26 protein-coding genes and 1 pseudogene are annotated in these 21,266 nt (G+C 72.9%); 17 read left to right on the top strand and 10 right to left on the bottom strand.

Annotated elements, in window-relative coordinates:
* The first annotated feature begins 71 nt into the window (after positions 1 to 71).
* The gene (locus ACI1MP_RS35340; protein WP_404870506.1) at positions 72 to 824 is read left to right on the top strand and encodes an MBL fold metallo-hydrolase; all 753 of its coding nucleotides are present in this window, start codon (positions 72 to 74) and stop codon (positions 822 to 824) included.
* Positions 825 to 888: 64 nt separating this feature from the next.
* On the opposite strand, the gene ACI1MP_RS35335 is transcribed toward ACI1MP_RS35340, so the two are convergent.
* The 4 genes from ACI1MP_RS35335 to ACI1MP_RS35320 all read right to left on the bottom strand — a co-directional run bounded on the left by ACI1MP_RS35335 (position 889) and on the right by ACI1MP_RS35320 (position 2,862).
* Positions 889 to 1,098 (bottom strand): CsbD family protein, encoded by a 210-nt coding sequence (locus ACI1MP_RS35335; RefSeq protein WP_043907793.1) that lies wholly within the window; start codon positions 1,096 to 1,098, stop codon positions 889 to 891.
* A gap of 129 nt (positions 1,099 to 1,227) precedes the next feature.
* The gene (locus ACI1MP_RS35330; RefSeq protein ID WP_404870505.1) at positions 1,228 to 1,620 is read right to left on the bottom strand and encodes a hypothetical protein; all 393 of its coding nucleotides are present in this window, start codon (positions 1,618 to 1,620) and stop codon (positions 1,228 to 1,230) included.
* A 185-nt stretch (positions 1,621 to 1,805) separates the two neighbouring features.
* Positions 1,806 to 2,141 carry a hypothetical protein gene (locus tag ACI1MP_RS35325; RefSeq protein WP_404870504.1) on the bottom strand — a complete coding sequence of 112 codons (336 nt, stop codon included), beginning with the start codon at positions 2,139 to 2,141 and terminating at the stop codon, positions 1,806 to 1,808.
* Between the two features lie 124 nt (positions 2,142 to 2,265).
* On the bottom strand, positions 2,266 to 2,862 hold the full coding sequence (locus ACI1MP_RS35320; RefSeq protein ID WP_404870503.1) for a TetR/AcrR family transcriptional regulator: 597 nt from the start codon (positions 2,860 to 2,862) through the stop codon (positions 2,266 to 2,268).
* 60 nt (positions 2,863 to 2,922) lie between these two features.
* On the opposite strand from ACI1MP_RS35320, the gene ACI1MP_RS35315 reads away from it, so the two are divergent.
* A complete protein-coding gene (locus ACI1MP_RS35315; protein WP_404870502.1) occupies positions 2,923 to 3,828 on the top strand; it encodes an alpha/beta fold hydrolase in 906 nt (301 codons plus the stop codon).
* A 29-nt stretch (positions 3,829 to 3,857) separates the two neighbouring features.
* On the opposite strand, the gene ACI1MP_RS35310 is transcribed toward ACI1MP_RS35315, so the two are convergent.
* Entirely contained in the window at positions 3,858 to 4,094 is a 237-nt protein-coding gene (locus ACI1MP_RS35310) for a hypothetical protein (protein ID WP_152644836.1), read from the bottom strand.
* Positions 4,095 to 4,459: 365 nt separating this feature from the next.
* Here ACI1MP_RS35310 and ACI1MP_RS35305 point away from each other — a divergent pair, with 365 nt between their 5' ends.
* The 6 genes and pseudogenes from ACI1MP_RS35305 to ACI1MP_RS35280 form a co-directional block, all read left to right on the top strand.
* Positions 4,460 to 5,425, top strand: coding sequence for a SigB/SigF/SigG family RNA polymerase sigma factor (locus ACI1MP_RS35305; RefSeq protein WP_404870877.1), 966 nt, complete (start codon positions 4,460 to 4,462; stop codon positions 5,423 to 5,425).
* 144 nt (positions 5,426 to 5,569) lie between these two features.
* Complete coding sequence (locus ACI1MP_RS35300) at positions 5,570 to 6,070, top strand: ATP-binding protein (RefSeq protein WP_404870501.1); 501 nt, start codon at positions 5,570 to 5,572, stop codon at positions 6,068 to 6,070.
* A complete protein-coding gene (locus ACI1MP_RS35295; protein WP_380333240.1) occupies positions 6,067 to 6,492 on the top strand; it encodes an SRPBCC family protein in 426 nt (141 codons plus the stop codon). Before ACI1MP_RS35300 ends, ACI1MP_RS35295 begins: the two co-directional genes overlap by 4 nt.
* 49 nt (positions 6,493 to 6,541) lie before the next feature.
* The gene (locus tag ACI1MP_RS35290) at positions 6,542 to 7,411 is read left to right on the top strand and encodes a Rieske 2Fe-2S domain-containing protein (RefSeq protein WP_380333241.1); all 870 of its coding nucleotides are present in this window, start codon (positions 6,542 to 6,544) and stop codon (positions 7,409 to 7,411) included.
* Positions 7,408 to 8,007 carry an endonuclease gene (locus ACI1MP_RS35285; RefSeq protein ID WP_380333242.1) on the top strand — a complete coding sequence of 200 codons (600 nt, stop codon included), beginning with the start codon at positions 7,408 to 7,410 and terminating at the stop codon, positions 8,005 to 8,007. Before ACI1MP_RS35290 ends, ACI1MP_RS35285 begins: the two co-directional genes overlap by 4 nt.
* Positions 8,008 to 8,108: 101 nt before the next feature.
* Positions 8,109 to 8,390 (top strand): annotated as a pseudogene (locus ACI1MP_RS35280) (MFS transporter); the annotation flags it as partial.
* Between the two features lie 134 nt (positions 8,391 to 8,524).
* On the opposite strand, the gene ACI1MP_RS35275 reads toward ACI1MP_RS35280, so the two are convergent.
* Complete coding sequence (locus ACI1MP_RS35275; protein WP_404870500.1) at positions 8,525 to 9,826, bottom strand: ricin-type beta-trefoil lectin domain protein; 1,302 nt, start codon at positions 9,824 to 9,826, stop codon at positions 8,525 to 8,527.
* A gap of 223 nt (positions 9,827 to 10,049) precedes the next feature.
* Here ACI1MP_RS35275 and ACI1MP_RS35270 point away from each other — a divergent pair, with 223 nt between their 5' ends.
* Positions 10,050 to 11,411 (top strand): FAD-dependent oxidoreductase, encoded by a 1,362-nt coding sequence (locus tag ACI1MP_RS35270; protein WP_404870499.1) that lies wholly within the window; start codon positions 10,050 to 10,052, stop codon positions 11,409 to 11,411.
* A gap of 12 nt (positions 11,412 to 11,423) precedes the next feature.
* On the opposite strand, the gene ACI1MP_RS35265 is transcribed toward ACI1MP_RS35270, so the two are convergent.
* Positions 11,424 to 11,948, bottom strand: a complete 525-nt coding sequence (locus tag ACI1MP_RS35265) for an AAA family ATPase (protein WP_404870498.1) — start codon at positions 11,946 to 11,948, stop codon at positions 11,424 to 11,426.
* 43 nt (positions 11,949 to 11,991) lie between these two features.
* Positions 11,992 to 12,579 (bottom strand): histidine phosphatase family protein, encoded by a 588-nt coding sequence (locus ACI1MP_RS35260; protein WP_380333246.1) that lies wholly within the window; start codon positions 12,577 to 12,579, stop codon positions 11,992 to 11,994.
* A 437-nt stretch (positions 12,580 to 13,016) separates the two neighbouring features.
* On the opposite strand from ACI1MP_RS35260, the gene ACI1MP_RS35255 reads away from it, so the two are divergent.
* Positions 13,017 to 13,838 carry a hypothetical protein gene (locus tag ACI1MP_RS35255; protein WP_380333247.1) on the top strand — a complete coding sequence of 274 codons (822 nt, stop codon included), beginning with the start codon at positions 13,017 to 13,019 and terminating at the stop codon, positions 13,836 to 13,838.
* A 177-nt stretch (positions 13,839 to 14,015) separates the two neighbouring features.
* Here the strand turns inward: ACI1MP_RS35255 and ACI1MP_RS35250 are convergent, their stop codons facing one another.
* Together ACI1MP_RS35250 and ACI1MP_RS35245 are read right to left on the bottom strand one after the other, a co-directional pair.
* Complete coding sequence (locus ACI1MP_RS35250) at positions 14,016 to 15,230, bottom strand: IS630 family transposase (RefSeq protein WP_404870497.1); 1,215 nt, start codon at positions 15,228 to 15,230, stop codon at positions 14,016 to 14,018.
* Between the two features lie 41 nt (positions 15,231 to 15,271).
* The gene (locus tag ACI1MP_RS35245) at positions 15,272 to 15,832 is read right to left on the bottom strand and encodes a TetR/AcrR family transcriptional regulator (RefSeq protein WP_033824400.1); all 561 of its coding nucleotides are present in this window, start codon (positions 15,830 to 15,832) and stop codon (positions 15,272 to 15,274) included.
* 111 nt (positions 15,833 to 15,943) lie between these two features.
* Between ACI1MP_RS35245 and ACI1MP_RS35240 the strand changes: the two genes are divergently transcribed.
* The 7 genes from ACI1MP_RS35240 to ACI1MP_RS35210 all read left to right on the top strand — a co-directional run bounded on the left by ACI1MP_RS35240 (position 15,944) and on the right by ACI1MP_RS35210 (position 21,263).
* Positions 15,944 to 16,630: an SDR family oxidoreductase gene (locus ACI1MP_RS35240; RefSeq protein ID WP_033824401.1), complete on the top strand. Its 687-nt coding sequence runs from the start codon at positions 15,944 to 15,946 to the stop codon at positions 16,628 to 16,630.
* A 131-nt stretch (positions 16,631 to 16,761) separates the two neighbouring features.
* The gene (locus tag ACI1MP_RS35235) at positions 16,762 to 17,766 is read left to right on the top strand and encodes an NADP-dependent oxidoreductase (protein WP_189278693.1); all 1,005 of its coding nucleotides are present in this window, start codon (positions 16,762 to 16,764) and stop codon (positions 17,764 to 17,766) included.
* 234 nt (positions 17,767 to 18,000) lie between these two features.
* Positions 18,001 to 18,882 (top strand): alpha/beta fold hydrolase, encoded by an 882-nt coding sequence (locus ACI1MP_RS35230; RefSeq protein ID WP_380333248.1) that lies wholly within the window; start codon positions 18,001 to 18,003, stop codon positions 18,880 to 18,882.
* 217 nt (positions 18,883 to 19,099) lie between these two features.
* Positions 19,100 to 19,897, top strand: a complete 798-nt coding sequence (locus ACI1MP_RS35225) for a hypothetical protein (protein WP_404870496.1) — start codon at positions 19,100 to 19,102, stop codon at positions 19,895 to 19,897.
* A gap of 15 nt (positions 19,898 to 19,912) precedes the next feature.
* Complete coding sequence (locus tag ACI1MP_RS35220) at positions 19,913 to 20,299, top strand: hypothetical protein (RefSeq protein WP_380333250.1); 387 nt, start codon at positions 19,913 to 19,915, stop codon at positions 20,297 to 20,299.
* A gap of 90 nt (positions 20,300 to 20,389) precedes the next feature.
* Positions 20,390 to 21,112, top strand: coding sequence for a DUF6338 family protein (locus ACI1MP_RS35215; RefSeq protein WP_404870495.1), 723 nt, complete (start codon positions 20,390 to 20,392; stop codon positions 21,110 to 21,112).
* The gene (locus tag ACI1MP_RS35210; protein WP_380333252.1) at positions 21,060 to 21,263 is read left to right on the top strand and encodes a hypothetical protein; all 204 of its coding nucleotides are present in this window, start codon (positions 21,060 to 21,062) and stop codon (positions 21,261 to 21,263) included. The genes ACI1MP_RS35215 and ACI1MP_RS35210 overlap by 53 nt, the downstream gene beginning before the upstream one ends.
* The last annotated feature ends 3 nt before the right edge of the window (positions 21,264 to 21,266 follow it).

The raw sequence follows: 21,266 nt of genomic DNA, 5'->3' as shown, positions 1-21,266 counted from the left end.
CCCGGTGGCCGTGCCCGGCCGTGCCCGCACGCGGCATCGACCCGTACCCCGAACTCCCTCGGAGGAGACGCATGTCCCGCACGAAGGTCGTCCCGATCCCGGTCATGGGCCGGCACAACATCAATGCCTACCTGCTGCTCGGCCGCAGGCCCGTCCTGGTCGACGCCGGAACCCCCGGCAGCGGCCGGAAGATCCACGACGGGCTCGCCGCCCGCGGCGTGGACCCCGCCGACCTCGCGCTGATCGTCATCACCCACGGCCACATCGACCACTTCGGCTCCGCCGCCGAACTGCACCGGCTCACCGGCGCGCCCGTGGCCGGCCACGTCGCCGACCTCGGGCCGTACCGCTCCGGCCGCGTCCGCGAGCCGTACCGGCCCACCGGTCCGATGGGACGCCTGATGGCCCGCAACCGGAAGCTCCACGTTCGGGCCGAGCCGTTCGAACCCGAGGTGCTCGTCCGCGGCGTGACGAGCCTGGCGGAGTTCGGGGTCGAGGCGCGGATCATGCCGACGCCCGGCCACACCGCCGGATCGGTCTCCGTCCTCACCGACAGCGGCGACCTCGTCGCCGGTGACCTGATCGCCGGCTCCTTCATGGGGCTGATCCCCGGCCGGCCCGCCAACCCGCCCTTCCACGACGATCCCCGGCAGAACCTCGTCAGCCTCCGCTCGATGCTCGACCTCGACCCGGCCCGCCTGCACGTCGGCCACGGCACCCCGCTGGATCCCGCCCGGGTGCGGCGCTGGGCCGAGCGGGAGCACCGCCGCCTCGCGCGACGCGGGGCCGGGGCCGGGGCCGAGGCCGGTCGCTCCGAGGAGTGAGAAGCCGCTCACGCCCGCCCGCCCCCGACCGGTGGTCGGGGGCGGGCGGGCGACGGTCCGCGGGTCAGCGCTTGAAGGCGCCCTTGACCCTGTCGACACCCTCCTTGATCGCGTCCTTCGCCTTGTCGGCGGTCTGTTTGGCCTGGGCCTCGGCCTGGTCGCCGCGGCCCTCCTGCTCCAGCCGCTCGTTGCCGGTGGCTGCGCCGGCCTTCTCCTTCGCGGCGCCGACGGCTTCCTCGGTGCGGTGCTTGATCCGGTCGGAGGCGTCACTCATTGGGGTGTCCCTTCTCGCGCTGTCAGGCGGCGGGTTCGTGGGTTCGTGGATTCGTGTCCGGGAGTTCGGGAGTTCGGGAGTCCGGGAGTCCGGGAGTCCGAGGGTTCGCGGGTTCGCGGGTTCGTGGATTCAGTGTGTGAAGCGGTGGCGCGGACCGCCGGGCGGCCGCTGCGCGGTGGCGGTGGGGTCGACGGTGCCGGTGGGGTCGACGGTGCCGGTGCCGCTCGGGCCGACCGTCGGGTCGGCGGCGCGGTCGACGACCTCGGGCTCGTTCGCCGCGACCCGGTGGGCGGCGCGACGGCGGCGGTGTCGGCGCAGGCCGGCGGTCACCAGGGCGATGCCGGCGGCGGCCAGCAGCGTCAGGGCGATTCCGGCGAGGAACGCGCCGAGGGTGCTGATGTCGCCGATGTGGTGGCCGAGCACCGTGACGCCCGTCTCGGGTCCGCCGCCGAGGTTGTCGGCGATCAGCAGTCCGGCGAACGCGCCGGACGCGGCGAACAGGAGGAGTCCGAGCAGCAGCATGGTCCACGTCCTTTCGCTTGCTCCGTTGCTCCGTGTCGTGCTGCGTCTGCCCAGCGGCGGGCCGCCCAATCAGCGATCGGTCCGCAGCGGCGGGCGCGTGGAGGTGCGGCGCGCAGTGCGTGGACAGCGGCACCCCGGCCGTCTCGGCGACGGTTGCGACGCGGACGGCGGCCTGGCCGGGCGGGTCAGCTCGCGCACATCACGACGGCGGTCAGCGTGGTCCGGCCGTTTCCGGGGGGCTCGAAGCCGTCGGCCGACCAGCCGACCGCGGGGCCGCCGTCGACGGCGTTGAAGGGCGTCGAGTTCTCGACCAGGAAGCCGAAGCCCTCGATCCGGAATCCACCGCCGGTGACGACCGTTCCGCGGGGGCAGTGCACCTGGGAGAGCATGTAGCCGCCGTTCTCGGTCACGGCGGTGTTCCCGAAGTACATGTTCGTCACGATGCGGGTCGCCGAGGGGGCGGCCGCCGCGGTCGTGGTGGTGAGCGGGGCGGTGCAGGCCGCCACCGTCGCGCCGGCCACGGCCAGAAATCTCCACGTCGATATCACTGCGTGCTCCTGGATGTAGGGGCCCCCGACCTGGTTCGACAGAACCAGGCGGCGCGTGGGGCAGCACCCCGGTGGGGGCCATCCGGAGGGAGTGGGATCAGGGGGCGCGGAACAGGCGGCCCAGGTGGTGGTGGAGGACGGCGGTGGCGGCCTCGGGGGTGCGCTGGCCGAGCAGGACGCTCAGGCCGAGGCCGGCGGAGAGGGCGAGCAGGGCGACCGCTTCGAGGTGGGGTTCGGTGACGGTGGCGGCCGTGAGCCGGTCGACCAGGAAGGCCTCCATCTCGTCGGGGGCGGCCAGGAAGGACTGGCCGGCGAGCGCCGGGTCGGTGACCGAGAGGACGGCGTACGCGGTGTAGACGAGGTGGAAGGTGCGGCTCTCCTCGTCGGTGGGGACGGCCTCCACGAGCACCGCCTCGACGATCTCGCGGGGGGACGGCGGCGCGGCCGACCCGGCGGTGGCGGCCCGGACGCGGTCGCGGACGCGCTCGCCCATCCGGACGCCGAGACGGGTGAGGGCGGCGAGGAGGAGCTGCTCCTTGGTGTCGAAGTAGTACTGCACCAGGCGGACGGAGACGCCCGCCTCCTGGGCGACGGAGCGCATGGTGACGGCGTGCAGGCCCGTCCGCGCGGCGTCGCGCAGCAGGGCGTCGATGATCAGGGCCCGCCGTTCCTCGTGGTCGACCAGCTTCGGCATCCCGATCCCTTCGAACGTTTTTGTGGTACAAACATACCACCAAGCGTTCAGGAGGGGATCATGACCAGGACCAGCGTCGGACACTTCGCCGGCGAGGAAGCCCGCACCGCGTTCCTCGACGCCTACGACCGGGCCATGGAGCTGTGGCCCGCCCCGCACCGCGCCCTCGACGTCGAGACCTCCTACGGCACCGTCCACGTCCACCACTACGGGGGGACCGGCGCGGGCGACCCCGTCGTGCTGCTGCACGGACACGCCGGCCACCCCGCCAACTGGTACCCGCAGATCGCCGCGCTCGGCGCCCACCACCCCGTGTACGCGATCTCCACCCTCGACGACCCCGGCCGCAGCGTGCAGCGCGCCGTCGCCGCCGGGCCGGCCGAGAACGCCGAATGGCTCGGCCAGGTACTGGCCGGACTCGACCTGGAGCGCGTGCACCTGGTCGGCGTCTCGTACGGCGGCTGGCTGGCGCTCAACCAGGCGATCCGGCAGCCTCAACGGCTCGCCACCGTCACGCCGTTGGACCCGGGCGGCATCGAGAAGGTCCCCGCCCGGTTCTACTTCCACATGGTCGCGGGCCTGTTCGGCATGCTCGCCCCCCGCCGGCTGCGCCCCGCCGTTGCCCGGCTGCTCGCCAACCCCGCCCTCGTCGCCCCGCCCGAGATGCTCAAGCCGATGATGCTCGCCATGCGCACCTGGAAGCCGGCGAGCCGCCCCGCCGCGCCCCCGTTCACCGACGAGGAACTGCGCCGCATCGCCCTCCCCGTGCTGGTCCTGATCGGCTCCCGCAGCGCCCTGCTGCGCCCGGGCCGGGTGCTGGCCCGGGTCGAGGCCCTGATCCCGTCGGTGCGGGCCGAGATCGTTCCGGGCGCGGGGCACGGCCTCACCCTGGAGCGTCCGGAGCTGGTCAACGCCCGGTTGCTGGAGTTCTTCGCCGCCACGAAGGGGGAACGCGCGGTGAAGTGAAGTGACGTGACGTCAGGGCGGGCCGGCGGCTACCCGCCCGGCGGGGGAGCGGCCGGCTGGGGCTCGGGCTCGGGTGTGGGCTCCGGGCCGGGCGGGGTCGGGCTCGGCGGCTGCGGCTCGGTCGGGACGGGCGGGGAGAGCGGCGGGTCCGGGTCCGGCGGCAGCGGCGAGGGGCCGAACGGGCCGGGCGGGTCGGTGGGGCGCGGGGGGCTATCCGGCGGTTCGGGCGGCCGGACGTCGGGGTCGACGGGGATCGGCATGGTCATCGTGCTCACCGCCCCAGGGCGTTCTCGAGCTGGTGCTTGTTCATCTTCGAACGGCCCTCGACGTCGCGCCGCCGAGCCTCGTGCTCGGGCTGGCGCTCCCGCTGGGGGCTCGATCCGGCGGGCATGATCGCTCTCCTTCCGTCGCCGGGCGGGTCACGTCGCGCATACCCGGATCGATCCGGACGAATCGGGCTCAATCCGGTTCAACGGCAGTCGATCGGGTACGAGTGGGGCGTCGCACCGAGCGCACCGCCCGGTGTGCCCGACCCGCATGCTCGCCGGCCGTTCGACGCGCGGCGGGCCGCCCGCCGGGGCGGCGCAGCGGGTCCCTCGCCGTCCCCGGGAGATGACTCCCCGTGACCACCATGATCAGCCGCCAGCCGTCGGCGCACCGCCGCGCCGCCGCCCGGCCGCACGACGACCGTCACCAGCGCCGCGCCACGAGCGGCCGCGCCGCCACCGGCCCGGGCGCCGACCCGGTGCGCGACATCGACCCGATGCACCGGCCGACCCGGCGCGAGATGCGCGCCATGGGCAAGTTCGAGGCCCGGGGGCTCAGCGACGCGCTGTTCCGGCGGCTGGCCGAACTGCCGCGCGAGGAACCGAAGTACAGCTATGTGCGCGGCACCGTGATCGAACTCAACATGCCGCTGGTGCGGTTCGTCGCCGCCCGGTTCCGGCACCGCCCCGAGGAGCTCGACGACATCCTGCAGGTCGGCACGATCGGCCTGATCAAGGCCGTCGACGGGTTCGACCCGGACCGCGGCGTCGAGTTCGTCACCTACGCGATCCCGACCATCTCCGGCGAGATCAAGCGGTTCTTCCGGGACACCTCGTGGCCGCTGCGGGTCCCGCGCAGCGTGCAGGAGCGCTACCTGGCCGCCGCCCGCGCCTCCGACCGGCTCGAACAGGATCTCGGTCGGCTGCCCGACACCGCCGAACTCGCCGAGGAGCTGCACGTCACCGAGGCCGAGGCGGCCGAGGGGCTGGACGCCGGACGGCTGTGCCGCTGCGACTCGCTGGACTCGCTGCGCGACGACGACTCCGACGACACCGGCAGCGCCCTGATCAACCGGCTCGGCTGCTGCGACCCGGAACTCGAACTCGCCGAACTGCGCGTCGCCGCACGGCCGTTCCTCAGCAGGCTGCCCGAGCGGGAGCGCACCGTGCTGCTGCTGCGGTTCTGGGGCGGACTCACCCAGAGCGAGATCGCCCACGAGATCGGCGTCTCGCAGATGCACGTCTCGCGGATCCTCGCCGCCACCCTGACCGGGCTGCGCGAACAGATCGAGGGCGGGACGGGGGTCCTGACGGACACCGCGAGTGATTGAGCCTCGCCGGACCGGGTAGCCGCGCGGACCGAGCCGCCCTCGGGCGGAGAGCCGCATCGGTCGGCAGGAGGTGTTCGTACCGTGGACCCGCGACCTGCCGTCGGTGCGAAAGGGCCGGGCGGGCAGCGAGGGCGGGACCGGCCCGTGGCGGGCCGCACCGAGCGCCGCCGCCTGCCGCTGGACGCGGCGTCCGGGGCAGTCGCCCGCAGCCGCGAGTTCACCCGCCGGGCCCTGCTGGCGTGGGGCTGGCTGCCCGCGCGGGACGCCGACGGGAAGGCCGCCGCCGAGGACGTCCTGCTGATGACCGGCGAACTCGTCACCAACGCCTGCCAGCACGCGGTCGGCCCGTACGCGCTGGAACTGACCAGGTGCGGACCGCTGTTGCGGGTCGCGGTGTGTGACGGCGACGACCGGATGCCGGTGCTGCGCGCACGGTGCGCCCCCGCCCGGCCCGGCGGCCACGGGCTGCGGGTGGTCGACCGGCTCGCCGCGGTCTGGGGCAGCGAGCCCGTTCCCGGCGGCGGCAAACGGGTGTGGCTGGAGACGCTCCGCCCGCCGGCGGACCGTACGGGTTTGACCCACCCCGAACCGGTCAGACGCCCGGCCGGGGGCGATGCGACGAGAGACGGAGGAGAGAGCCCATGAGCATGATCCAGGAGACCGTCGAGGTGGACGTCCCGCTGAGCACCGCGTACGACCAGTGGACGCAGGTAGAGGACTTCCCCCGCTTCATGGACGGCGTCGAACAGGTGACCAGGATCGACGAGCGGCACAGCCACTGGCGCACCAGCTTCTCCGGCGTCCCGCGCGAGTTCGACGCCGAGATCGTCGACCGGCAGCCCGAGCAGCGGATCGCCTGGCAGGCCGTCGGCGGCGACGTCCGGCAGAAGGGCGTGGTCAGTTTCGCCCGGCTCGACGACGATCGCTGCGAGGTGCGCCTCGCGATGGACTACGACCCGCAGGGAGTGGCCCACCACGCCGCCGACACCATGGGCGTGATCGACCGGCGGGTGCGCGGCGACCTGGAACGGTTCAAGTCCTTCGTCGAGGAGCGCGGCGTCGACTGAGGCCCCGCCCCCGGGTTTGAGGCAGGCCGCAACGGACAGCCGCCCCCACATGGAACAACTGCACTCAGGCCCCGCCGACTGGCTGGACGTCCCCGGGCACTGGACGTTCCTCGACCCGGTCGCCGAGCGCCTCGCCGACTTCATCCAGGCCCTGCCGCTCGGCCGTGCCCGCGACGTCCTGCACGGCGTCCCGCTCGGCCACCCGCTGCACCCGGCGCTCGTCCAGACCCCGATCGGCTGCTGGCTGGCCGCCGGACTGCTCGACGTCACCGGCGGTGACGACCGGGCCGCCCGCCGACTGACCGCCGCCGGGCTGATCAGCCTGCCGCCCGTGCTGTGGTCCGGCTGGGTCGACTGGTCCCGGCTGCCGCCCGCCCAGCGCCGCACCGGACTGGTGCACGCCGCGAGCGCCGTCACCGGCGCCCTGCTGCACCTGTGCTCGCTGCGCGCCCGCCGCCACGGCCACCCGCTGCGCGGTCGGCTGCTCGGACTGAGCGGCACCACCGCCATCGGCCTCACCGCCGCGCTCGGCGGACACCTGGCCTTCCGGCAGGCCGCCGGCGCCGCCCACGCCGAGGCCGAGTTCCGGCTCGCGCCGCCCGACTGGCACCCGCTCGGCGAGACCGACGACTTCCCCGCCGGGGTCCCGGTGCGCCGCCGGCTCGGCGAGGTCGCCGTGGTCGTGGTGCACGGCTCCGACGACAGCTGGACCGTCCTCGCCGACCGCTGCACCCACATGGCCGGCTCGCTCGCCGCGGGCGAACTGATCGACGGCTGCGTGCAGTGCCCCGTGCACCGGTCCCGGTTCCGGCTCAGCGACGGCCACCCCGTGCAGGGCCCCGCCACCGCCCCGCAGCCCCGCTTCGACACCCGCATCCTCGGCGACCACCTGGAGGCCCGGCCGCCCCTCGACCCGTGACCGCCGTCGCCGACCTGCTCGACCGCCACGGCACCACCTACGCCGAACAGGCCGGCATCCGGCTGCGCGACACCCCCGCGCCGCTGTACCGACTGCTGGTCCTCACCCAGCTGTGCGCGATCCGGATCCGTGCCGACACCGCCGTCGCCGCCGCCCGCGAACTGTTCGCCGCCGAGCTGCGCACCCCGCGCGCGATGGCCGACTCCACCTGGCAGCACCGGGTGGACCTGCTCGGCCGCGCCCACTACGTCCGCTACGACGAGAGCACCGCCACCGCGCTCGGCGAGGGCGCCGAACTCGTCCGGCGGCGCTGGCGCGGCGACCTGCGGCGGCTGCGCGAGGAGGCCGGCCGCGACCCGGCCGCGATCGGTCGGCTGCTCCGCGAAGTGCCCCGGATCGGCCCGGTCGGCGCGGACGTCTTCCGCCGCGAGGCGCAGCTGGTATGGCCCGAACTGCGCCCGTTCTTCGACCGCCGCGCGCTGACCGCCGCCGCCGGACTCGGCCTGCCCCACAGCCCCGACGCGCTCGCCGCCCTCGTCCCCGGTGACGACCTGGCCCGCCTTTCCGCCGCGCTCGTCCGCTCCGCGTTGAGCTGATCGGCCGACGGCCAGGCGTGCGGCACTTCCCGTACCGGGCACCCGCGCTGACGGTGCGTCCGGAACGGCCGGGCGCGGGGGAGCGTTCGACGGAGGCCGAGATGTCCGCACTGCAACGCCAGTCGGCCGTGGCCGTGGAGACCGCCGTCCCCGGCAGACTCGACCGGCTGCCGTGGTCGCCCTGGCACTGGCGGATCCTGATCGGCCTCGGCACCGTCTGGATCCTGGACGGCCTGGAAGTCACCGTCGTCGGCAACCTGGCCGCCCGGCTCGCCGAGCCCGGCAGCGGCATCGCGATCAGCACCGCCGCGCTGTACGTGGCCGGCGCCTGCTGCGGGGCGCTGTTCTTCGGCCGGCTCACCGACCGGTTGGGGGCGGAGCGCCGCAGCCTGGGACAGCCGACAGCTGGTGCAGCTCTCCGTCACCGATCAGACCTTCGACAACGCGAAGATCAACACCACCGGCCGGCTCACCGTCACGGTCACCCTGCTCGGGCCGGTCACCGACTGACGGCGCGTCAGCCCAGGGTCCACCGCTGGGCGGGCGTGCCGTTGCAGGTCCACAGCTGGAGCCGGGTGCCGTCGGCGGAGGAGCCGTTCGGGGAGTCCAGGCACTTGCCGGAGCCGGTGTTCACCAGGTCGTGGCCGGCGCCGTACGACCACTGCTGGGCGCCGGTGCCGTTGCAGGTGTACAGCTGGATCACCGCGCCGTCGCTGTGCGAGGCCGCGTCCACGTCCAGGCACTTGCCGAGCGCGCGGACGGTGCCGTCGAGGCCGACCGTCCACTGCTGGGCGGCGTTGCCGGTGCAGTTGTGCAACTGGATCGGGGTGCGGTCGGCGTTGGAGGCCCCCGCCACGTCCACGCACATGCCGCCCGGGCCGGTGATCCGGCCGGTGTACGGCAGCGGGCCGGTGCCCGACGTGGTGGCGTGGACGTAGTCGACCACCATGGTCTGCGGGAACGTCGACGACCCGTCGGGGCTGCCGGGCCAGTCGCCGCCGACGGCCAGGTTGAGGATCACGAAGAACGGGTGGTCGAACACCCAGCGGTTGCCGCCCAGGTCGGCCGGGGTGCGGGTCTGGTAGGCGCGGCCGTCCACCGACCAGGTGAGGGCGGACGGGCTCCAGTCGACGGCGAAGACGTGGAAGTCGTCCGCGAACGCCTGCCCGGCCGGCAGCGAGTACGGCGCGCCGATGCCGCCCGCGCCCGAGTATCCCGGCCCGTGAATGGTGCCGTGCACCGTGCCCGGCTCCCGCCCGATGTTCTCCATCACGTCGATCTCGCCGCTGTTCGGCCAGTTCACCGTGCCGATGTCGTTGCCGAGCATCCAGAACGCCGGCCAGATCCCCTGCCCGCGCGGGATCTTGATCCGCGACTCGAAGTGCCCGTACGCCTGCGCGAAGGTGCGGGCGGTGTTCAGCCGCGCCGAGGTGTACTGGCAGGTCCCGTACCAACAGCCCAGCCCCGCATCGGTGTTCCGCCGGGCGGTGATCACCAGGTGCCCCTGCCCGTCCAGCGCGGCGTTCGCCGCGCCCGCCGTGTAGTACTGGAGCTCGTGGTTGCCGTTGCCCGAACCGCCGGTCTCCACCGTCCACTTGGCGGGATCGACGGCCGCCCCCGCCGGGCCGTCGAAGTCGTCGCCCCAGCTCTGCGCGGCCGCCGCGGGCCGGACGGGGGCCTGCTGCGCGGCGGCCTGTCGGGTGGCGGCCTGCTGTGCGGCGGCCGGGGTGGCGCTCGGGGCGGCGCCGAACAGCGCGGCGGCCGCGAGGAGTGCGAGGCCGACGAAGGGCCGACGGAGGGTGGGCGGTGCAGCAGTCATGGACGAACCCGCTTCCTGCTAGCGCTCGTTGACGGCGGATCGACGCCGGTAGGCCTGATGGTACGAACACGTCCTCGGCATGGCAATGTCAAGGAAGTGGTTCAGAGATGCGCCGAGTGGGGCGGAATTCGATCACCGGGCGCACATCATCGGTCGCCAGGTGTGAGGGGGCCGTGTGGCGGGCACGGGGCCCCTGCGACCTCCTCACGGATCGGATCCCACGGTGAACCTGGCACGTCGCGGTACGGAGACCGGCACCGGCCACGCCCTGGTGCTGGGCGCCGGCATCAGCGGCCTGTGCGCCGCCCGCGCCCTCGCCGAGGCCTTCGACCGGGTCACCCTCGTCGAACGCGACACCCTCACGGGCGACGGCACCACCCGGCGCGGCGCTCCGCAGGGGGCGCACGTGCACTCGCTGACGGTCCGCGGCGCGACCGTCCTGGAGGAGTTCTTCCCGGGCTTCGCCGACGAACTCGCCGCCGACGGCGCCACCCTCGCCACCGCACTGAGCGAGGTCGACATCGTGTTCTTCGGCTCCCTGCTGTGCAACGTGCCGGTGGGCACGGTGCTCCAGACCAGCCGGCCCTTCCTGGAGGACCGCCTGCGGGCCAAGGTCTGCGCGGCATCCAACGTCACCCTGCTGGACGGCCGGGAGGCGATCGCCCCGCTCACCACGCCCGACCGCACCCGGGTGACGGGCGCCCGGGTGGCGCGGCCGGGCGCGCCCGACACCGCCGAGGACCTCGACGCCGACCTCGTCGTGGACGCCATGGGCCGGGCCGGCCGGGGCGCGACCTGGCTGAGAACCCTGGGCTACGACAAGCCCGTTGAACAGCGGATGCGCGTCGACGTGGCGTACGCGAGCCGCCGCTACCGCCTCCCTCCGGGCGCGATCGGCCAGGGCAAGGCGCTGCTCGTCGGCGCGACCCCCGCCCGTCCGCGCGGCCTGGTCCTCACCGCGCAGGAGAACGACATCTGGGTGCTCTCCCTGTACGGATTCGGCAGCCAGGACCACCCGCCGACCGCGCCGGACGAATTCCTGCGCTTCGCCCAGGAGTTGGCGACCGAAGCCGCGTGGGAGGCCCTCCGGCACGCCGAGCCGGTCACCGACGTCGCCTCGTTCGCCTACCCCCACTCGCTGCGCCGGGACTTCCACCGGCTCCGCCGCCTGCCCGACGGCCTGATCTCCATCGGCGACGCGATCTGCAGCCTCAACCCGATCTACGGCGCCGGCATGACCGTCGCCGCGCTCGAAGCCGCCGCGCTGCGCGGATGCCTCGCCGGCGGCACCCGTGATCTCCCCCGGCGCTTCTACCGGTCCGCCGCGAAGTCCCTGCAACTCTCCTGGCTGTTCGCCGCCCTGGCCGACAGGTCCATGCCCCAGGTCCCGGGCACCCGCCCAGCCCTCGCCGCCCTGCTGGCCAAATCCTTCCGGGCCACGATGCGGGCCGCAGCCACCGACGCCGAGGTCGCGACCGCCGTCTGGAACGCCGTCAGCCTCACCGGCTCCCCGGCCGGACTGGCCCGGCCCCGGATCATCGCAGCGATGCTGCGCAACTGGCCCCGGACGCCGACCGGCACCTGACCGGCGGCACTGTCAGGTGAACGACGGCCAGCGGTCGGCGGCCCAGGCGCGCCAGTCGGAGTGGCCCGGGGGCACCGCGGGGACGGGCCCGTCGGAGAGTTCGGCGAGGTCCGGTTCCTCGAACCGGTCGCGGCCGTCGCGGACTTGGGCCTCGGTCATCGGGTAGGTCCGGTCGGGGCGGGTCGCCCAGCGGTGGGCGATCCGGGCGCGCTGGGTGGCGGCGTCCACCGGCAGGTGCACGAGACGGCACTGCGCGCCTTCGGCCGCCACCAGCCAGCGGATCGCGGACCGCTCGTTCCGCGACCAGCAGCCGAAGTCCACCACCACATCGGCGCCGACCCGGACCGCGTCCAGCGCGAGCCGGAGCATCCGCCCCTCCAGGACGTCGCGCCTGTCGCCCGGCTCGGCCCGGTCGAACAGCGGGAGCAGCCATTCGTCCGGTGTCAGCCGCAACGCGCGCTGCTGCTCGGCGAGTTGACGGGCCATGGTGGTCTTGCCGGCCCCCGGGAGGCCGACCATCAGGAACAGTGTGGGCACGTCCACGATGGTGCCGCCGACCCGCCCGCGCGGCCATCGATTTCTACGGGACGTTCCAGGCGGAGAGGACCGGGCGGCCGTGTTCGACCGCCAGGACGGCGAGAGTGCCGGGGTCGGGGTGGCCGAGGAGGCCGGCGGCGGACGGGTCGAGGCCGAGCCAGCGGACGGTGAGAATGCGGGCCAGGTGGCCGTGTGCGACGACGGCGACGTCGCCCTCGGCCAGCAGCGGACGGATCCGCTCCAGCGCCGCGTCCGTGCGGTCGGCCACCTGCTGGAGCTGCTCGCCCGGGTACGGCGCGTCGCCGGGGACGACACCGTCCCGCCACAGGTCCCAGCCCGGCCGGGTCCGCTCGATCTGATCCGCCGTCAGGCCCTCGTAGCCGCCGTAGTCCCATTCGAGGAGGTCGGGGTCGAGGACGACGCCCGTCAGACCCGCCAGCTCGGCCGTCCGAACGGCGCGACTCAGCGGGCTGCTGACGACGGCGACCAACCCGCGGGCGGCGAGTCGTGGCGCGAGCGCCCGCGCCGACGCCTCGCCGACCGCCGTCAACGGGACGTCGGTGCGGCCGGCATGACGCCCCGACAGGCTCCACTCGGTCTGGCCGTGCCTGATCACTATCAGCTCACCCATGGCCGTGCAGACTAGCCGATGAGATGCGCGGCAAGGTCAGGGGCAGGTCTTCCGATAGGGGATGCCGGGCAGGAAGCGGCGCCACTGCTCGGCGGTGAGACCGCCGCCGGCACGGGCGCAGACCTGGACGGCTGCCGTGGCGGGGCCGATGTCGAAGCGCTGGAACGGGATGTGCTGGCCGCTCGCGTACAGGGCGGTGTCATCAAGGGCGAACGAGAGGGCATGGATCGGGTCGCCGCTGGTCGGCAGCGGCGGGCCCAGTGGCCGAGCTGCTGACCCGCCGCACCCGGTCGGTCCGTGCGGTCCCCGCCGTGCGGGCCGGCTCTGGGGGAGGGTGTCAGGGCGGCTGCCGGGACAATGGGGCGCGTGAGTGAGGAATGCGTTGACCTGGGGTTCGTCACGGTGCCGTCCGGGGTGCTCGTGCTCGGCATGGCGTCGTGATCGACCGGTGGCCGGAGCTCGGCGCGCCACTGTCCGAACGCGCCGGGGCGGCGGCGGCCGCCGGGGGCGGGCACCTGTGGGACGGCGAGTGCGAGGCGGCGGCCGTCCGGGCCGCGGGGGGTGGGGAGTTGCGGGTTCGGGCCCGGACGGCGCTGTCCTGGTACACCGAGGAACCGGTGATCTCGCTGCTGGAGGTCGACCTCGGCGTGCCGTGGACGGGGGAGGGCGACGCCCCGGTCCCGCTCGGCGAACTCCCGGTCGACCGGTGCGGCACGGTCGTCGGCGACGGCGTCGCGCTCGACGCCTGGATCGGACCGGCGGGCGAACCGGCCGACGGTCTCGCCGATGTCAGCTACTGGGGGATCCACGCGGACGACGCCCACGCACAGTTCGGCGGACAGCGGACGGCGCCGTACGAGGGCGCCCCCTGGGGCCGGCCCGACCTTCCGGCGGCCGAGGCCGAGGCGCTCGCGGCCGAGATCGGGACATGGCGGGGCGGCCTGCGCCGAAAGGGCGTCGCGGTCACGGTCGACAAGCACACCGACTGCCACCTCTTCCAGCGCGCCGCGGCGAACCACCCCCTGCTGGCCGGCGCGATCGAGGTCGCCGGCTGCCGGATGCTCGGCATCGACTGGGACCCGGCCGACCACTCGATGACCCATCACGGCGAACGGGAACTCGGCCGGGTCCACCCGGTGACCCTCGAACCCGACGGGACGGGCGGGACGGTACTGCGATGGCGGATCGAGCCGGTGGACGTGGCGGACTGGCGGGCGCCGATGAGTTCGTTCGCGCAGCTGTGCCGGACGGCCGCGTGACGGTGTTCCGCGATTCGGGCCGGCGCGGATTCCCGAATGCCGGATCCGGTGCTCAAGTCCCGTTCCGGGCCTGGCGGATACGCGTCAATGGAGGAGCGGTCCGGCGGTGGGGGAACCGACTTCCCAATGACGGTGGTGATCACTAAGTGGTCGGCGTCGCAATTCCTTCGGGGTTGGTCAGGTTGTGAGGGCTGTGGAGGATTCTTCTGGGTGATCGGCGGCATGTCGGTCGAGCCTGGCCAGTAAATCGTTCAGGTCGGAGGTGGTGAACTTCCACTGGAACGGCTGTGCCGTGGCGTTGTAGCGGTCTTCGAATGCTCGGAGCCGGTCCGAGACCTGCTTCAGGTCGGTGAAGTCGCTGGGTGAGACGACCTTGCGTTGGACGACGGAGAAGAAGATCTCTACCTGGTTCAACCAGGAGGCGTGGACGGGGGTGTGGACGAGCACGGCGGTCGGGTGGGCCGATGCCAGCCGGTCGGCGGCTTTTCGGCCGCGGTGGGAGGAGCCGTTGTCCACGACCCAGAACACGCGCTTCGCGCTAGCGTACGGCTCCTGGCTCATGACCTGGTTGACCAGGGCCATGAAGGGGGAGATGCCAGTGGTTGGCTCGCAGCGGCCGAAGATCTTCGCGTGGTGGACGTCGTAGGCGGCGAGATAGGCCAGGGCCCCGCCGCGGCCGTAGGTGTGGTTCACCCGCATCGTCCTGGCCTGCCCGGGGGCCAGGGTGGGGTGACAGCGGCAGCGGGCCTGGACTGAGGTTTTCTCGTCGGCACTGATCACGTACTCGTCCGCACTGAGCGCCTCGCCCTGCCAGGTGCGGGCGTACAGGTCAAGGAGGCGCTCGGCCTTGGGGCGGAAGGCGGGGTCGGTGATGAAGATCCAGGACTGGTACTGCCAGGGCTTGAGCGCGTCCTGCTTGAGAAAGCGCCGAACGGTGGAGGCGGAGATTGTGCCGACGATGGCCCGGGCGACCGCCTTGCGCGCCAGTTCCGGGGCCGACCAGCGTGCGAGCGGTGTGCCGCTCTCGGCGGGCAACTGGCAGGCGAGGGCCTTGACCTGGGCAGCCTGCAGCGGCGTGAAGGAGGCGGGACGGCCGGACCGCTTGAGGTCGCCGAGGGCGGGCAGTCGAGATGCGGCGAAGCGGCCGCGCCACGTACGGACGGTGTCCAGGTGCAGCCCGGTCTCACGGGCGATGCGGGCGTTGGACCGGCCCCGGGCCGCGTGCAGCACGACGTGGGCGCGCTGCCGGATCCGGTGCTCGGTCCTGTGGCCGTAGGCCATTTTCTTCAACCGCTCCCGCTCGGAGGCGGTCAGGGTTATCGGGCAGGCCGAGGGAACGGGCAAGGCAGGCAGGCCGATCGCGAGAAGTGGATGACGGTAGGTCGACGGCACGCGCCCTTCCTGCGCGGTGCCGCCCTGTACCGCGTCTTTGGTCAGTTGGTGGCCGTCAGTGCCTCGCGTGCGGTGGTGAGGATCTTCTCGGAGAGTGGGGAGCCCTTGGTGGCGCGGGACAGGATGAGTGCGCCGAGCATGGTGCAGAGCCGGGTGATGCCGTCCTGGTCCTCGGTGGCGAGCCAGTCGGCGAAGTCGCCGACTCCCTGGGTGTAGACGCGGCGGGCCTCGCCGTCTGCGCCGTCGCGGGCCATGTCGCCGGCGAGTGCGGCGGCGGGGCAGCCGTCCGCGGCGCTGTCGCGGTGCTCGGTGGAGAGGTAGGCGTCGATCAGCGCCCGCTGGGCGGCGTCGCGCTGTCCGGCGTACTGGTCGAGGCCGTCCTTGTGGTGGCGGGCGAGTTCGGCGAAGGCGTGGGCGGTGGCTTCGTCGACGAGTGCCTCCTTGGAGGTGAACTGCTTGTAGAAGCCGCCGTGGGTCAGGCCGGAGGCCTTCATGAGGTCGGCGACGCTGACGTGGGTGCCCTGTTCCCGAAAGAGCCGGGAGGCGGTCTCCACGACCCGTCGGCGGTTGTCCCGTGCCTGTGCCTGCGATACGCGGCCCATCGGTCACCCTCTCAGTTGGATGTCGAGTCGAATCTATTCTAGACTCCAGTTTAGATGTTGGATGAAATCTATCGTGGCGATCAGCTGCCGCCCACTACGTCGGGAGTGCTCATGGAACTGAAGAACGCGGTCGCGGTGGTCACTGGCGCCAACCGGGGGCTCGGGCGGCATCTTGCCGCCCAGCTCGTGGAGCGCGGGGCCAAGGTGTACGCGGCGGCCCGCCGCCCCGAGACGGTGGACCTTCCGGGCGTCGTCCCGCTGCGGCTGGACGTTACCGACGCGGAGTCGATCCGGGCGGCGGCCCGCATCGCCGCCGACGCGACGCTGCTGGTCAACAACGCGGGCATCTCCACCGGAACGCCGCTGATCGCGGGCAGCCCGGACGCGGTGCGCTTGGAAATGGAGGTGAACTTCTTCGGCCCTCTCGCCGTGACGCGGGCTTTCGCCCCGGTCATCGAGTCCAACGGCGGCGGCGGCGTGCTCAACGTGCTGTCGGTCCTGTCCTGGCTGCACCCGGCCGGCCTCGGCGCATACGCTGCGGCGAAGGCGGCGGCATGGGCGCTGACCGGCGCGGTCCGAGAGGAACTGGCGCCCCGCGGCATCACGGTGACGGCGCTGCACGTCGGGTACATGGACACCGACATGGCCGCCGGCGTTCCCGCCGACCAGAAGGCAAACCCCGCCGAGGTCGCCACCCAGGCCCTGTCCGCCGTGGAGGCGGGCCTGCCCGAGGTCCTCGCCGACGAGACCACCCGGTACGTCAAGCAGAGCCTGGCCACGTCGCCGAACGCGGCGTGAGAAGCACTCCGCCGCATCGGCGTGGGGCGCCGTGAACCAGCAGTGACTAGCAGAAAGTGGCTTGTACCGGGGCAGGCCCGGAAGCGAGCGGAGATCGCGTTCGGGTACGGACGGGACACGGAGACGGAGAGATGAAGACCTACCTGATCGAGAAGTACGGCGACCAGTCGGCGGTGCACGCCGCCGAGCTGCCCGATCCGCAGCCGGGTCCCGAGGATGTCCTGGTCGAGATCCACGCGGCGAGCGTCAACCCGCTGGACTTCAAGATCCGCGACGGCGCCTTCAAGAGGATCCTGCCGTACCGCCTTCCGCTCGTCCTGGGCAACGACCTCGCCGGAGTGGTGGTCCGGGTCGGCTCGTCGGTCACCCGCTTCGCGGTGGGCGACGAGGTCTACGCCCGGCCCGACAAGGATCGCATCGGCACCTTCGCCGAACTCATCGCCGTCCACCAGGACGACCTGGCCCCCAAACCCGCCGTCCTCACCATGGTGCAGGCCGCCTCCCTCCCGCTGGTCGCCCTCACCTCCTGGCAGGCGCTGGTAGAGAAGGCGCACGTCCGGCCGGGCCAGAAAGTCCTGATCCACGCGGGCTCCGGCGGAGTGGGCACCATCGCCCTCCAGCTGGCCAGGCACCTGGGCGCACATGTGGCCACCACCGCGAGCGCGGCCAACGCCGACCTGGTCAAGGAACTCGGCGCGGACGTGGTCATCGACTACCGCGCCCAGGACTTCGAGCAGCTCCTGGACGGCTACGACGTCGTCCTGGACACCCTCGGCGGCGAGACCCTGGAGAAGTCGCTGCGGGTCCTTAAGCCTGGCGGGAAGGTCATCAGCATCGCCGGGCCGCCCGACGCGGACTTCGCCCGCGAGCTCGGCGCAAACCCGCTCCTGCGGCAGGCGATGAACGCGCTGAGCTTCAGGACCCGGCGCCGTGCCAAGCGCCACGGCGTCACCTACTCGTTCCTGTTCATGAAGGCCGACGGCGGCCAGCTGCGCGAACTCACCCGGCTCGTCGACGCCGGGCAGATCCACCCCGTCGTCGACCGGGTCTTCCCCTTCGACCGGACCCGCGACGCCATGGAGTACGCCGAGAAGGGCCGCGCGAAGGCCGGCAAAGTCGTCATCGCGATGGAGTGAGGTCTGCCGGCCGGTCCCCGCCTCCACCTGACCGGCCGGCCTCGGCAGACGAGTGGATCCCCCCTCTCCGCCACCACAGGAATCGACCAGAGGTGCACCGCGCGCCCCTCCCACTCATCCGGCCGCCGGCCCCGCGCCCGCAGTCGGAAGACCGGGAAGCCGTCCTGCGCACACCCGCGAGGACGAAGCGGCCGGAGCGAGGCCGCGGTAGATCCGAGACCGAAGGGCACACCCATGAACGACACACATGAAGGTAGCGGCGGCACGGTGATGTCCTACCGGGACGCACCGACCCGCACCGTCACCGCCGACCAAGTGACCTTCGCCTACCGCGACCTCGGCCCCCGGTCCGGCATCCCGGTGATCTTCCTCACCCATCTTGCCGCGGTACTCGACAACTGGGATCCCCGTGTCGTCGACGGCATCGCCGCCAGGCACCGGGTGATCACGTTCGACAGCAGGGGCGTCGGCGCGTCCACCGGTTCGACACCCAAGACCATCGAGAAAATGGCCGACGACGCCGTCACCTTCATCCGGGCACTCGAGCTCGACCAGGTGGACATCCTCGGCTTCTCGATGGGCGGGATGGTCGCCCAGGTGATCGCACAGAACGAACCGCAACTCGTTCGCAGGCTGATCCTCGCGGGCACAGGACCCGCCGGTGGCAAGGGTATTAAGAACGTGACCCGGATCTCCCACCTCGACACTCTCCGAGCACTGCTCACCCTCCAAGATCCGAAGCAGTACCTCTTCTTCACCCGTACCGCGAACGGACGCCGGGCCGGCAAGGAGTTCCTGGCCCGGCTGAAGGAGCGAACGCAACACCGGGACAAGGCGATCTCCCCCATCTCCTATCTCTCCCAGCTCAAGGCCATCCACCGATGGGGCCTGCAGGCGCCGGCCGACATGTCCCGCATCCACCAGCCGGTCCTGGTGGCCAACGGCGAGAGCGACCGGATGGTGCCGAGCGAGAACACCCTCGACCTCGCCGCACGACTGCCCCGGGGCGAACTCGTCCCCCTCTACCCGGACGCCGGACACGGCGGGATCTTCCAGTTCCACGACGCGTTCGTGGTGCGCGCCCTCGCATTCCTCGAGGCACGCCCCGACGCCTGACCGCCGATGCCACACCCCCGCAGTCCCACGCTGAGCGCACCCGCGACGAGGCGAGCCAGCCTCCGATCAGACACCCTCCCGCCCACCTGCAGTGCCACCACCCCCGAGAACTCCCTCGGTACCACATGTCGGCCACCCACCACGAGAACGCCGATGCCCAGTCTCGAAGTCAACCCTCGAAGGACTTACGACGCAGACCACTAAGGTCTGGGGGGCTGTGACCACGAAAGAGCCCGGTGACGACCTGTGGGAAGAGTTCGTCAGGGAATTCGAGAAGAGCAACGCCGTGCACGAACCCAGTGCCGCCGAACGTGCCGCCGAACGTGCCGGGCGGCAGCAACAGCCGCCGGCGGCGCGGCGGCGGCCGGGGCGTTGGCTGGTACTGCCGGCGGCCGCCGTGCTGCTGGCGGCGGTGGGCGGGGTGGCGTACCTGACGCGGCCCTCGGACCGGGAGCCGGCCGTCACGGCCGCGCCCGCTCCGTCCGTGACGGCGTCGGCGGCGTCGGCGGCACCGGCAGAGGCGGCGGCCGGGGCGCCGAGTGGCGCGATCCCGCTGACGGTCTTTCCGGAGAAGGTGCAGGGGTACACGCTGGTGGCGAAGGCGGCGAATCCCGACTGCACGGGCTCCGACCTCGTGGGGCCGTCCCTGGCCGGGTTGATCATCCAGGGGCACGGCTGTCTCGGGGTCGACGTGGCGCTGTACAAGGACGCCGACGGCAACCAGTACAACCTGGCGCTGTTCACCATGAAGGACCCGATGGACGGTGTCCGCCTGGTGAACGTGCTGGCCGAGCACGTCGAGTCGTACCAGGTCGCCGTCCAGCTCCCGCCCGACGGCTCCGGACTGCGTCGACTCCCGGCCGACAGCCCGCGGGTGCAGGGGTTCGCGGTCGCCGACCACGGCATGCTGGTCGGCATGGCGCAGTGGTCCGACGGCCGCACCGTCGACTTCGACAAGCTGTCGGCCCGGCTCACACCGCTGACCAGCGCCGTCACGCGTGGGATCCTGGCCTGACGGGGGAGCGGGGACGTGAAACTGTCCTGGTACTCCGGGTACGGCGAGGTCGACGTCAAGGGGACGGCCGAGGAACTGACCGCCCTGGCGGTGGCCTTGGACGCAGGGGAGGGGCATCTCACCGTCGAGGAAGGCGAGTTGACGGGGGTCGAGGTGATCGGGACGGGCGGTCCCGGGGTGGTGATCCGCGTCGATGCCGGGCGACGGCTGCCGGTGGTCCTCGGTGATGCGGACGGCCGGGAGCTGCTGGCGGAGGGGCTGCGGGACATGGCGTCCGCCGACGACGGCGGGCACTGGCACATCGATTACCACCCCGGGCACGCGTGGCTGGCCGAGGGGTCGGTGGCGCTGGTGGTCAACAGCCCGCTCGGCGGCATGCCGCTCCGCCGGAAGCGATCATGACGGACCGTCAACTCGGTTGAACCGCGGGCGGGCTGTCGGCGGACTCGGCTAGGGTGAGGTGCTGCGGCAGAGGTCGGGAGGGGTGGCGCGGTGCTTCCGAGTACGGTCGAGCAGTTGGCCATCCTGGTGGCGCTGATGCTGCCCGGGATCTTCTACCAGGCCGTCTCGGACCGGCTGCGCGGGCCGCAGGCCTCCGAGCAGGAGCCGCAGAACCGTGCGCTGCGGGCGCTCGCGATCAGCGGGCTGTTGGACGCGGTGTACGCGGTGGTCGCGGGCCCCTGGGTGGTGCGGCTGCTGGGCGAGGGCGACGGCGGGCCGCTCGCTGCGGTGCTTCGGCACCCGCGGCAGGCCGGGCTGGCGGTGCTGCTGCTGGTCGTGGTGGTGCCGGCCGGTGCGGCGTGGGCGGCGGCGTCCGTGCGGCGGCGGCGCGAGCGGGCGCACTACGAGCCGACGCCGACGGCCTGGGACTTCCTGTTCGCCGACCGCGACCCCTGTTTCGTCCGGATCCGGCTCAAGGGCGGGCTGTGGGTGGGCGGTTGGCTCGGATCGAGGTCGGCGGTGTCCGCGTTCCCGCAGCCGCAGGACATCTACCTGGAGTCGCAGTGGCGGCTGGATCGCGACGGGACGTTCCTCGGCCGGGTGCCCGGCACCACCGGGGTGTACGTCAAGGGCAGCGAGATCGAGGTGCTGGAACTGCTGGCGCCGCCGGAGACAGGACGGACGCCGGCACCGGTGCCGGTGACACGGAGGGAGCAGCAGGATGGCAGCGGCACGGAGCGGTCGGAACGACCCGAAGAAGCGCGGGAGCGGTGACGGCGCGTCACCGGAGAGCCTGATCGACGAGTTCCGCGACCGGCGGATCTTCCGGATCGGCGACGGAGCGGCCGAACCCGACCAGGGCCCCGAGGGCGCCTCGGGCACGGCGCAGAGCGAGAAGCCGGAGAACGGCGGACCGGAGTCCTGAGGA

It is taken from the genome of Kitasatospora griseola, assembly GCF_044999035.1.
GTDB classification, from domain to species: Bacteria; Actinomycetota; Actinomycetes; order Streptomycetales; family Streptomycetaceae; genus Kitasatospora; species Kitasatospora griseola.
This window is presented reverse-complemented; position numbering and strand designations above follow the sequence as displayed.